Here is a 12439-nt window from a genome sequence, read left to right as displayed (position 1 = left end):
CGATCGGGTACAGTAGGGGCATGCTCTCCCGCCTCCCCGCGCCTCGAGCGGCGTCGCTCTTGGCCCTGCCCTTCGCGTTCGCCCTGACGGCCTCGGCCCCCGCCGCCGACGCGGCCCGCGTGACCGACGGGGGGCTCCGGTGGCTTGCCGCCACGCAGAGCCGCCTCGGCTCTTGGGACGCCGGCGGCCGCTACCCGGCCGCGATGACCGCGCTGGCGGGCATCGCGTTGCTGTCCGAGGGCTCGACTCCCAGCGGCGGCCAGTACGCCCCCGAGCTGCGCCGTGCGGTCGATTACTTGATCAGCCAAGCCCGCCCCAACGGCCTGATCGGCGATCCGCTCCGCGACGACCGCTACACGTACGGGCATGGCTTCAGCATGCTGTTCCTCTCGCAGGTGCTCGGCGAGGAAGAAGACGCCAAGCGACGCGAAGAGATCCTCCGCGTGCTCAGCGCCGCGGTCGAGTTCACCGGCAAAGCACAGACCGTGGCGGGCGGCTGGGGCTACGTCAGCGCGCGCGACGGCAACGGCTTCGACGAGGGCTCCACCACCGTCACGCAGGTCCAGGGCCTACGCGGTTGCCGCAACGCGGGCGTGCCGGTCCCGAAGTCGATCGTCGACAAGGCGGTCGCCTACATCCACGGCTGCACGCTCAAGGACGGCGGTGTGCAGTACAGCACCAAGGGGGGCAACGGCCGGCCGGCGATCACCGCCGCGGCGCTCGCGTGCCTCTACGACGCGGGCCAGTACGACGACAACTACGTGCCCCGCATGAAGCAGTACTGCGAGACCCACCTGGGCGCCGACGACACCGGCTCGCACGGCCACTGGCACTACGCGCACTTCTACTATTCGCAGGTGCTCTACCGAGAGCCCGAGCAGTGGGACGAGTACCGCCGCCAGACCTACGCGAAGCTGATCGCACAAGCCACGCCGGTCGACACGCCGCGCGGGCCCGGTTACCGATGGAACCAGGGGTACATCGGCCCGGTGTATACGACCGCGCTGAACCTGATCATCCTGCAGCTCGACAACGCGTGCCTGCCGATCTACCAGCGGTAAGCCCGCGACCCGCCCCCCCTCCCGGCTGAACGAGAAACACGGTGCCCGACGAATCCACCGCCGACGACGCGGCCCGCCTCCGCGACACGACCAACCGCATCCGCGAGCAGCTCGCCCGCCTGATCGTGGGGCAAGAGGGCGTGATCGATCTGCTGCTGATCGCGATGCTGTGCCGGGGCCACTGCCTGCTGGAAGGGGCGCCGGGCTTGGCCAAGACGCTCCTCATCAGCTCGCTCGCAAAGTCGCTCGGTCTCACGTACAGCCGCATCCAGTTCACGCCCGACCTGATGCCCGCCGACATCCTCGGCACCGAGATCATCGAAGAGGACCGGGCTACCGGCCGGCGGGACCTGCGGTTCCTGCCCGGTCCGATCTTCTCGCACGTGATCCTCGCCGACGAGATCAACCGCACCCCGCCAAAGACCCAAGCCGCGCTGCTCGAGGCGATGCAAGAACGGCAGGTCACCGTGGGCCGGGTGCGTCGCGAGATCGGCAATCCCTTCTTTGTGCTCGCAACCCAAAACCCGATCGAGCAAGAAGGGACCTACCCGCTGCCCGAGGCGCAGCAGGACCGCTTCATGTTCAAGGCCCTGGTCCGGTACCCGACGTTCGAAGAAGAGATCGAGGTCGCCCGGCGCACGACCGTCGGCGAGTTCGCCGAGATCGAGCCGGTCTCCTCGGCCGAAGAGATCGTCGCGCTGCAGAGCCTCGTGCGTCAGACGCCCATCGGCGACGACCTGGTGCGCTACACGGTCGCGCTGGTCCGCGGGTCGCGTGTCGGCGAGCCCGACGCGGCGCCCGACGCGGCCGGGCGGCTCGCGTGGGGCGCGGGGCCGCGCGCGGTCCAGTTCCTGATCCTCGGCGCGAAGGCCCGCGCGCTGATGGCCGGCCGGCCGTGCGTCGAGATGGACGACCTCACCGCGCTCGCCAAGCCCGTGCTCCGGCACCGCCTGCTGCTGAACTTCCAGACCGAGAGCGAGGGCCTGTCGCCCGACGACGTGATCGAAGAACTGCTCGGCGCCACCCCCACGCGTGACGAGACCCTCCGCAATGACCCCCGCTTCCGCGGCGTCCTCGCAGGTTGATCGGGCCGGCGGCCCGTCGCTCCCCGACGTGCTCAGGCGTGTCGGCCGGCTCGAGGTCCGCGCCGCGCGAGTCGTCGACGGCTTCCTCACCGGGCGGCACCACAGCCCGTTCCTCGGCCGGTCGCTCGAGTTCCGTGAGCACCGCGAGTACACCGCCGGCGACGACCTGCGGCACGTGGACTGGAAAGTTTGGGGCCGGCAAGACCGGCTCTACGTGAAACAGTACGAAGAGGAAACCAACCTGCGGGCCACGCTGCTCGTCGACGCGTCCGCCAGCATGAGCTTCCGCGGCGCGCAGGACGCGATGTCCAAGCACGAGTACGCCGCGACCGCCGCGTGCGTGCTGGCGTACCTGCTCGTGAGCCAGCACGACGCCGTCGCCTGCCGCGTGTTCTCCGATCGCGTCCTGGCCGAGGCGCCGCTCCGCACCGATCGCTCCCACGTCGCGACGATCGCCGACCTCCTCTCACGCTCGCTGGAATCCCCCGGCGCGGCCGCCAAGACCGACCTCGCGTCGATCCTAGCGAGCACGGCCGAGGCCGCGGCCCGGCGCAGCGTGGTCGTGCTGCTGTCCGACCTGCTCGCCCCACTCGACCGCCTCGACGGGGGGCTCGCGATGCTCGCCTCGAAGGGCGTCGACACGCTCGTGCTCCAGACCCTCAGCGACGACGAGATCGACTTCCCCCTCCAGGGCGCGACCCGCTTCGTTGGGCTCGAAGGGGGCGCGCAGCTCGACGCCAACCCCCGCGCCCTAAGGGGCGAGTACCTCGCCGCGCTCGCGCGGCACCAACAGGCCATCGAGTCCGCTTGCGCCCGGCACGGCGCAGAACACCGGTTGATCCGCACCAGCGAGCCGCTCGACGCGGTGCTCGCGGCGCTGCTGACCAGCCGCGGCCGCAACCGCCGGCGTTGACTCGCGCCGCGTCCCCTCGAACCGCTTGCCGTGACGTTCGTCTTCCCCACGCTTGCCGCTGTCGGCGCCGCGCTCGCGCTCGGCCCGATCATCGTGCACCTGCTCAACCGCCGCCGCCGGCGGGTGGTTCCGTGGGCCGCGATGGATTTCCTCCTCGCAAGCGACCGACGCAACAAGACGCGGGTGCGCCTCACGGAGTGGTTGCTGCTCGCCAGCCGTGTGCTCGCGGTGGCCGCCGCCGGCCTGCTGGCCGCGGGCCCACGCACGACCGGCCTGCTAGACGGGTGGTTCGGCGCCGCGCCGGCGACGCACTACGTGCTGCTCGATGACACGGCCTCGATGCGTAGCCAAGGCGCCGAGGCCGACGCCTGGCGCCGAGCCACCCAAGCCATCCAGCGGCTCGCGGAGTCCGCCGAGCGGCACGGCGACCGGGTCGAGGTCGTCCGCTACACCGACCTGCTGACACAACGCAGGCCCGACGTGCTCGCCGCCACCGAGCCGGCAACCGGCGGCGCCGCGCCGCCGGCCCCGTCGACTTGGCGACCCAGCTACGCTTCGGGCGGTCCGGCCGACGCGTTGGACCTGATCGCGCAACGCCTCGCCGATCGCGCCGAGGGCGGCCCGGGGTACGCTTACCTCTTCTCCGACTTCGCCGGCCCCGACCACGACGCGGCGACCGGCTGGTCGTCGTCGGTCGAGAGGCTGTCCAACCTCGTGAGCGGTGTGGTCCTGGCGACCGTGGGCGGGGCCGGTGCGACCAACTTGGCGATCGAGTCGCTCGAACTCGAACCGGGACCCCGCGCGGCCGGTGTTGAGCAGCGGCTGCGGATCGAGCTCGTCAACGACAGCGACTCGGCCGTCGGCCCGACGCCGGTCACGATCGAGCGCAACGGCGCACCGCTCGCCACCATCGAAGCCGGCCCGCTCGATCCACGCGGCCGGCGCGCGATCGAAGCCCCCGTCCGCCTGCCGGGCGAGGGCGTGCACGCGGTCGCCGCGTCGATCGGCGCTGACGCCCTCCAGGCGGACAACCGTCGGTGGCTGGCGATCGAAACCGCAGCCGCCCGGCCGGTGCTTCTGTTGGCAGACGATGGCGCCGACGCCGAGGCCCGGGTCTTCTCCGCCGCGTTGAGCCCCACCGGGTCGAGCCGCAGCGGTTGGGCGCCGCACGTCCGCTCGCGCTTGACCGACGAGGACCTCACCGACGCCGCCGCCGTGCTCGTGCTCGACAAGCAGCGACTTTCCGCCCAAGAGATCCGCCGCCTGGAGCGGTACGTCGCCACGGGAGGCGGCGCCCTCGTGGTCGCGGGGCCGCAGACCGATGCGGAGTGGTTTGACCTCTTCTGGCGCTCGGTGGGGGGCCGCGCGAAACTGGGACCGCCCACCTCGCCGCCGCCGGTCGATCCCGGCCAAGCGGTGCTGACCGCCAACGACCACCCCGCCGTGCGGGTGCTTCGGGGCGAGCGGAACAGCTTCTTGCCATTGGTCCACGTGCTCGCCTTCCGCAAGCTTGAGTCCGACGGCGCCGCGCAGCCGCTCCGGCAGGTGTCCGAGCGATCCTCTGCCACGAGCGAGTCAATCGTGGAAATGGTCGACGGGTCGCCGCTCATGGTCGAGTCGCAGCACGCCCGGGGCCGCGTGATCACGCTCCTAACGACTGCCGCGGCGAGCGAACCGGACGGGCCGCCGTGGACCAACCTGGCCGCGCTGCCGGTCTTCCCGGTGCTGGCGAACGACCTCGTCGCTTGGCTCTCGCAGCAGCGGCTGCGGCCACCGGCCGAGACAATCGGCGCCGGAGCCGTCGGCGCCGACTCGCCACGCGACACGCTGCTCCGGCTCAACGACAGCGGCGACCCGACGCCCGCCGCGGGCCTCGGCCCGGGCGCGCCGCTGTCGCCGGCCGAGCCGGGCGTGTACCGCCGCGTGGTCGGCGGGGTCGAGGAGGCGCCGTTCTCGGCCGACGTCGACCCGCGCGAGAGCGACCTCAGGGCGCCCCCGCTCGAGGAGCTGCGGCGTCGCTTCGCCGACGTCGCGCGCGTGGCCGTGGCCGACGAGCTCTTCCGCGAAGAAGACGCGCCGCAAAGCCGCGTGTTCGAGTACGCCCTGGCGGCCGCGCTGCTGCTGCTGCTCGCCGCCGAGCGTGTGCTGGCCTACCGGTCGAGCCACGTGGCGACCGACGCCGTCCCCGCGCCGCGGAGGGGGCGATGAACGGGTTGCCGGAGGGCGGAGCGGCTGTCGTTTACGACGGCTTGGGGTGGGAGCTCCTGCTCGACAACCCGGCGTGGCTGTCGGTGATCCTCGTGCTCGCTTTGGCCGCGTGCGGAGCGGCGGTCGCTTGCTGGTTGCGCGAGCGGCCGGCGCTGCGGCGGGGGGGGTTGCTGCTGCTGGCGCTGCGGCTGATCGCCATCGCGGCCCTGGCGACGCTGCTGGTCGAACCGCAGCGACGCAGCGTGACGCCGCGTGTCGAGCCGTCGCGCGTCGTGCTGCTGAGCGATCACAGCGCGAGCATGCGGCTACCGGCGAGCGACGCGTCCGGCGCGACGCGGGGCGACGCCGCCGAGGAGGCCCTCCGCCGGGTCGATCGCTTGCTCCGGCCCGACCACACGCCCCGCGCGGCGGCGTTCGCCGCGTCGCTTGCCTACGGCGACGAGCCACCCGGCGCCGATGCGACCCGTCTGGGCGCGGCGCTCGAGCAGGTTCTCGCCGACCACTCGGCGACTCCCCTGGCGGCGGTCTTCGTCGCGACCGACGGGGGGTGGAACGCCGGGAGCGACCCGAGAGAAGCCGCGCCGGCCGCCCTCGCGCGCGGCGTGCCGGTCCACACGATCGGCGTGGGCCCGCGGGATGAGCCGCCGCGGACCGAACTCCGCGACCTCGCCGCGCCCAGCCGCGCGGCGGTGGGCGACCGCTTCAGCGTTTCGGTGACGGTCGCGACTAATCAGCGGGCCGCCGCTGAGGGTAACGAGATCGATGTCGCTATCTCCCTCGCGCCGCTCGCGGTCGACGACTCAACAGGGCCGCGCGTGGCCGAAGAGTCGGTGTCGCTCTCTCCGCCGAGCCAAGGGGGCCTCGTGAGCAAGAAAGTCGAGCTGCAGGGCGCGAGTCCGGGCCGGCACGTTATCGTCGCCGAGCTCGTCGACCCGTCCGGCGCCGACGCGGCCGGCCAAACGATGCGTGCGGTGGTCGAGCTGATCGACCAACCGACGCGCGTGCTGCTCGCCGCGAGCGGGCCAAGCCGCGACTACCGCTTCCTCCGCGATCAGCTCTTCCGCGACGACCAGTTCGAGGCCGATGTGCTGCTGCAGTCGGCCGCCGGCGCGATCACTCAGGACGCCAACCGGGTGCTCGATGCCTTTCCCACAACGGCCGACGAGCTCGACCCGTACGACGCCGTGGTCGCGATCGACGTCGACTGGCGTCGCGTCGACGACGGGTCGCTCGGCGCCCTGTCGCAATGGGTTTCACGCGGCGGCGGGGGCCTGGTGGTCGTCGCCGGGAGGGTCGGGCTGATGCCCAGCTTGCGGAGTGGGTTGGCCGCTCCGTTGCGCACGCTCGTGCCGGTCGCCCTGCGCGACGACCCGCTCGCGCTGAACGACGCGATCACCCCAAACCGCGACCCCGAGCCGGTCGCCCTCACGCGGCCCGGCGAGCAGCTCGGCTGGCTCGCCGGCCGGGGCGCGTCCTCCGACAGCGACTCCCTGTGGGAGGAGTTCCCCGGCTTCTACGCCTCGCTCCCGCCGGCGGAGCCGAAGCCCGGCGCGACGGTGCTCGCTCGCCTGGGCGAGCAAGACAACGCGCCGCCGCTGCTCGTGGAAGGCTTCTACGGAGCGGGCCGCGTCGTCTATCTGGGCGCGCCGGAGACCTGGCGTTTACGCACGGTCGACCCGGCCTGGTTCACCGAGCTGCACACCGGCCTGTTGCGGCACATCTCGCAGGGGCGGCTGCGGGGCGCAGCGGCCGCCGGCGTTCTGCTGTTCGACCGCCAACGCTACAGCCTCGGCGAGCCGCTCCGCTTGCGGTTCATCGACCGCACACCGGGCGAGGCGCCGCCGAGCCTCGTCGCCCGGCTGTCGGTCGACGATTCGCCCCCAACCGAAACGCCGCTCGACCCTGTAGCGGACGAGCCGGGCGCGTACGCGGCTACGCTCCGGCCCGAGAAGACCGGACGCTACACGGCGGCCCTGCGTACGCCGCTCGGCGACGTGCTCTCCGCCACCGCCGAGGTGACCCTGCCCTCGCTCGAAAGCGAGACCACCGTGCAGAACGCCGCCCTGCTGCGTGAGCTCGCCGAATCGACCGGCGGGGTCTACATCGACTTGGCCGACGTCGACGCGCCGCAGCGCCTCGACCGGCTCGCCGCCGCGACTCCTTCGGCCGCCGAAACTTCCGTCGAGCTAGGGCCACCCGACGAGCGGTTCGCCCGCCGGGTCGCCCAATGGTCGTTGGGAGTGATGGCCGGCGCGTTGCTGATAGAGTGGTCGCTCCGCCGACTGTGGCGGTTGGCCTGATCCCACAGCCAAAAACAACAGCAGCCCCTGCGTTGACCGGACCCGCGCCAGCCGCCGCCATCCGACACAGCTTGGCGCGCTTGCGCCGGCAGGTCCGTGCCGCGATCGCCAAACGGCTCGCTTGGCAGGCGGCAGCCGCGGTCGGCCTCGCGGGCTGGGCCTGGCTGATCCTGGACCGCCTGCTCGAGCCGGGCCCTGCGTTGCGTGCGGGCGCGCTTGCGCTGCTGGTGGGATGGGCCCTGGCCTGGCTGGGCGCCGTCGCTGCTTACCGTCTGTTCGGGCGGCTCACCGACCGCCAGCTGCTCACCCTGGCGCACCGCCACCGCCCGCGCGACGCGGACCTCGTCGCGACCGGCTTGGACCTGCTGGAATCGCCGAGCCAACGGGCGGCGCCGAAGCTCCAGGCGGCGACGATCCGGTCGGCCGAAGCCGCGGCCGATCGGCTGGCAGAGGTCCGCCTTGTGCGACCCGCGGGTCAGAGCTTGTTCGTCGGCTTCGCGCTGGTGACCGTCCTGTCAGCCGCCGGGCTGGTCGCGGTGCGGCCCGACCTGGCGGGATGCTTCGCCCGGCGCGTCGCGTTGTCGGACGAGCCTTGGCCGCGCCGCGTGAGGCTCGTCGCCGAGGGGTTCGAGCGGCACGCCCCCTCGGGCGAGTGGCGCCGGCACACCCCCCGCGGCGAGCCAGCCGAGTTCTTCGTCACCGCGTCGGTCGACGAAGGGGAGGATCCGCCCGCGTTGCTGTGGGCGAAGCGGTTAGCTCGGCGGGGAAGCCTGTTCTCGCTGACCCGGGTCCCCACCGGCCCCTCGGGCGACACCCACCGGTCCCGCTTCCGGCAGCGGCTGGAGCGTGTCGATCAAGACCAGGTCTACGCCATCAGCGGCGGCGACGCGCGCCTGCGGCTCCGCCTGGTCGCGGCCGACCGGCCCCAGCTGACCGACCTGCAACTGATCGCCGAGCCGCCCGCCTATCTGGGCGGCCCTCCCGTCAGGGCCACGTCGGCGACCCTCGGCGCGCTCCCCGAGGGCTCGCGCGTGCGGCTGGCAGCCGGCGCGAGCAAGCCGCTCGCTTCGGCTCACGCGCAGCTCGCTTCCGAGGGCCGGCCACCGTCGGCTGCGGCGGTCGAGCTGGCGGACGGCGGCGTGGCGTTGCGGGTCGAGGCCGGCGAGCTCACTGAGCGGGCCGAACTGGTGATCGAAGGCGTCGGCGCCGACGGGATCGCCCTCTCGCCGGTGAGGCTAGAGCTGGAGGTCGCGAAGGACGAGCCGCCGGGCGTGTCGTTGACGCTCGACGGCGTGGGAGGCGCAATAACGCGCGACGCGCTCGTGGGGCTGGTCGCCACGGTCGACGACGACCACGGACTCGACTGGCTAGCCGTGGAGCTGACGAGTGGCGAACAGACGCTCCGCGTCGACGCCGCCACACCGGCCACCGCCGCCGCCAAGCAGCCTGTCGAGATCGACCTGCTGTCGCTGCGATCCGCCGATCCCGAGCGGCGACTCTCGCTAGCCCCGGGCGACCGCCTGCGGGTCGAAGCGCTCGCCGCCGACCGCTACGACCTCGGTCCCCGTGACCCGTCGCGCAGCGCGCCGATCACGCTCGAGGTGGTTACCGAGTCGGAACTCTTGGCCCGCATCGGCGACAGCCAACGGGAGCTACGCACTTCGCTCGGCGCGGTGCTGGCGGACGTGGAGCGCGTCGCCTACGAGGCCGACCTCCGCCGCCGCCGGCTGGCCACGCCCGAAGAAGCAGACGACGCGCCCGCCCTAGAAGACGCCGGCCGCTGGGCGAGCCAGCGGCAGCTCGACCTCCGCAAGGCGGCGGCCAGCGTGGCCGCGGCGGCCGGCCGCGCCGACGGGTTGCGGCGCCAGGTGGTCAACAACCGCCTCGACCAAGCGGCGCTCGTGGACCGGCTCTCGTCGGAGATCGTGGCGCCGCTGCGACGCGTCGCCGAGGACGACTTGCCCGAAGCCGAGCGGATCGCCGCCGACGCGACGTCGGTCGCGTCGCTGGCGGCGGTCGTGGACTCGGCCCAGCGAGCCGCCGAGACGATCCGCCGCGTCGCCTCCGCGCTCGACTCCCAGCAAACTTACAACGAGGTCGTCGCCCTCCTGCGCGACCTCATCCGCGACCAACGACGCGTCAACCAACGCACCACGCAGGCACAGTCTCAGCAGGCGCGCAGCTTGCTGCTCGATTGACCTCCGCCCTCCCACCCCCAACCCGGCGCGACATGCACTTGGCAACCCGACGCCGCACGGCGGCCGCCGCAATCTTGATGCTGGTGGCGGCGTCCACCGCTCGCGGCGAGGTCGCCGCGGACCAGCAGCAGGTGGCGGTCGGCTACCAACGCCTAGAAACCCTCGCCCTGCGGATCGCCGACGCGGTCGAGGCGTCCGACCCCGCTCGGGCGGAGCAGATGCGGGCCGCGATCGCCGAGGCCCGGTCCGCGGGGCTGGGCGGCCGCTTCGACGCGGTCGTCCGGCTGCTGGAGCGAGAACGGTACGCGGCCGCCCGCCGCGACCAGACCGAGCTCGCCACTCAACTCGAAGAGCTGCTCCGGCTGGTCATGGCCGACCCCGGCGAGGCGCGCCGCGAAGAAGAGCGCCAGCGACTGGAAGCCCTGCAACGCGACATCCGAGCCGCCCTGCGCGAGCAACGCGCGCTACGCGCGAGAGCCGCCCGCGGCGAAGGACCTTCGATCGCCGAACGGCAAGAGCGCCTAGCCGAGAAGGTCGAGCGGCTGGTCGAGCCCGCGGCCGAGGCCGACCGCCTCGCCGGCGCGCCGCAACACGGTCGGGGGCAACCGGGCCAGGACCAGCCGAACGGCGAGGCGCCGCCCGGCGAGGGCAAGCCGGGTGACGAGCCGCCGGGTGACAAGCCGCCGGGCCAGCAGGGCGCCGCGCCAGGCGAGGGAGAGCCATCGGAAAAGGCGCCGTCGATCTCGGGGCGTCTCGAGTCCAGCTCCCAGTCGATGCGGCAAGCGGGCGAGAAGTTCGCCAACGACGACGACACCGCCCAACAAGACCAGCGCCAAGCGCAACGCGACCTCGAAGCCGCCGGACGCGAGGCCGAGGAGCGCCTGCGGCAGCTCCGCGAGGAAGAGCAGCAACGGCGCCTGGCGTCGCTCGCCGAGAGGTTCCGCCGCATGCACGAAGCCGAGACCGGCGTGCTGAACGAGACCCTCCAGCGCGTGGCCAACCCAGCCGGCGACGCCGGCCGCGCCGCGCAGCTCGCCGCGGCCAAGATCGCCGATCGCCAAGCGGCGGTCGCCTCGTCGGCGGAGCAGGCGCTCCGCGTGGTGCGGGCCGACGGGAAGTCGCTGATCTTCGACCAGGCGCTGACCCAGACTCTCGGCGACATGCAGGTCACGGAGAAGCGGCTGCGGCAAGCGCGATTCGACGCGACCACCCAGGCCCTCACGCAGACGATCGTCGACGCTTTGGCCGAGCTCATCAAAGCGGTCGACCAGTCGCTCGACGAGCTGGAACAAAAGCGAGACGCCGGCAACCAGGGCCCGCCGCAAGGCGGCCAGCCGGGCGACCGAGGCCTGGCGTCGCAGCTCGCCGAGCTGCGGCTCATCCGAGCGATGCAAGCTCGGCTGTTGAGACAAACCGAGCTGTGGTTCGCCGCAGGTCAGGCCAAATCGGCCTCCGAGGAGGTCGTTCGGGAGCAACTCGCCGAGCTCGCGCGACAGCAGGATGCCTTGGCCGAAGCCGCTGCTGCTGTCGCCCAGCGCGGACCGTGACGTTGCGAGATTTCACAGTGCGAGGGATAGTGCGGGGATGCCATTCCCCCGCAACCCCGGCTGTCTCTCGGCCAGCACGCCGCCCGCTGCTCGGCCGCAAGGCTTCTGGCGCCTGACGCTTGCGGTGGCGCTGCTGCTCGTCGCTCCGTTGAGGGCCGCCGAGCCGTGGCGGGAACTGCCCGAATTCCAGCAGGCCAGCCGCGAAATCGAGCAGTTGCTCACCGCCTCAGGCGACGCCGATTCGACATCCCTCACCACCCAGTGGCGACAAGCGATCGACTCGGCGCCCTCCGCTTCGCGGCTCGGCGAGCCGCTGCGTCGCCTCGCGAGTGTGGCCGATCAGCGGTACGCGGTCGCTTTGGAGGAGCTCGGCGGCTCGCCGCCGGGCTGGCTCACCGCGGACGAGGCGGGCCACGCGTCGCTGCGGTTGGCGGCGGCAGAACTGCTGTCGCTGCAGCGTCGGCACGACGATTGCATCCGCTGGCTCAACGGCGTCGACCCGAGCGCGACGTTTTCGCCGCTGCTATGCGAGTTCCTCCGATTGGTCGCCTACCGACAGACGGTCGCCGACGAGCAAGCGAGACAATGCGTCGCCCGGATCCAAACGCTGGCAGAGCCTTCGCCGCCCGACTCGCTCGGCCGCGCGCGGGCCTGGGTGCTCGACGCCATCCGGGCCGAACTGCGAGAGCAGCCCAAGCCGATACCTAATATCGCGCGGCGGATGCACGACGTCGAGCGGCGGCTAGCCCAGCTCGGCGCCGGCGAAGCGACGCAGGAGCAACAGCGGACAATCCTCGATGAGCTCGACAAGCTCATCAAGGACCTCGAAGAGCAACAGCGCCAGCAGCAGCAGCAGCAAGCGGCCGCCCAACAGGGCGGGCCAGGCGGATCGATCGATCCCGCCGAAGAGAGCCGCCCCTCCGATTTGAAAGGCCCCGGCGAGGTTGACCGCAAACGGCTCGTCAGCGGCGACGCCTGGGGCGCGCTGCCGCCGGCCGAGCGAGAGAGACTGACCCAAGAGATTACCAAGGACTTCCCGCCGCACTACCGTTCGCTAGTAGAGGACTACTTCCGCACGCTCGCGGCGCCCCCCGACGAGGCGCCGCGCGAGTCTCGCCCCTGAAGCC

General features: G+C 72.5%; 8 protein-coding genes. All 8 read left to right on the top strand.

All coding sequences use genetic code 11. From position 1 onward, the window contains the following. Positions 1–20: 20 nt before the first annotated feature. Complete coding sequence (locus RIC11_RS11920) at positions 21–1061, top strand: prenyltransferase/squalene oxidase repeat-containing protein (protein ID WP_350211500.1); 1041 nt, start codon at positions 21–23, stop codon at positions 1059–1061. Positions 1062–1102: 41 nt separating this feature from the next. Continuing rightward, positions 1103–2146: an AAA family ATPase gene (locus RIC11_RS11915; RefSeq protein WP_350211499.1), complete on the top strand. Its 1044-nt coding sequence runs from the start codon at positions 1103–1105 to the stop codon at positions 2144–2146. Next, positions 2112–3059, top strand: a complete 948-nt coding sequence (locus tag RIC11_RS11910) for a DUF58 domain-containing protein (protein WP_350211497.1) — start codon at positions 2112–2114, stop codon at positions 3057–3059. The genes RIC11_RS11915 and RIC11_RS11910 overlap by 35 nt, the downstream gene beginning before the upstream one ends. Before the next feature lie 30 nt (positions 3060–3089). Beyond that, positions 3090–5267 (top strand): BatA domain-containing protein, encoded by a 2178-nt coding sequence (locus RIC11_RS11905; protein WP_350211495.1) that lies wholly within the window; start codon positions 3090–3092, stop codon positions 5265–5267. Next, positions 5264–7567, top strand: a complete 2304-nt coding sequence (locus tag RIC11_RS11900; RefSeq protein ID WP_350211493.1) for a vWA domain-containing protein — start codon at positions 5264–5266, stop codon at positions 7565–7567. The genes RIC11_RS11905 and RIC11_RS11900 overlap by 4 nt, the downstream gene beginning before the upstream one ends. 71 nt (positions 7568–7638) lie before the next feature. Continuing rightward, positions 7639–9765 (top strand): hypothetical protein, encoded by a 2127-nt coding sequence (locus RIC11_RS11895; protein ID WP_350211491.1) that lies wholly within the window; start codon positions 7639–7641, stop codon positions 9763–9765. A gap of 32 nt (positions 9766–9797) precedes the next feature. Beyond that, the gene (locus RIC11_RS11890) at positions 9798–11312 is read left to right on the top strand and encodes a collagen-like protein (RefSeq protein ID WP_350211490.1); all 1515 of its coding nucleotides are present in this window, start codon (positions 9798–9800) and stop codon (positions 11310–11312) included. Between the two features lie 37 nt (positions 11313–11349). Beyond that, positions 11350–12435 carry a hypothetical protein gene (locus tag RIC11_RS11885; protein WP_350211488.1) on the top strand — a complete coding sequence of 362 codons (1086 nt, stop codon included), beginning with the start codon at positions 11350–11352 and terminating at the stop codon, positions 12433–12435. Positions 12436–12439: the final 4 nt, after the last annotated feature.

It is taken from the genome of Botrimarina sp. (assembly GCF_040219535.1).
Lineage (GTDB): Bacteria > Planctomycetota > Planctomycetia > Pirellulales > Lacipirellulaceae > Botrimarina.
This window is presented reverse-complemented; position numbering and strand designations above follow the sequence as displayed.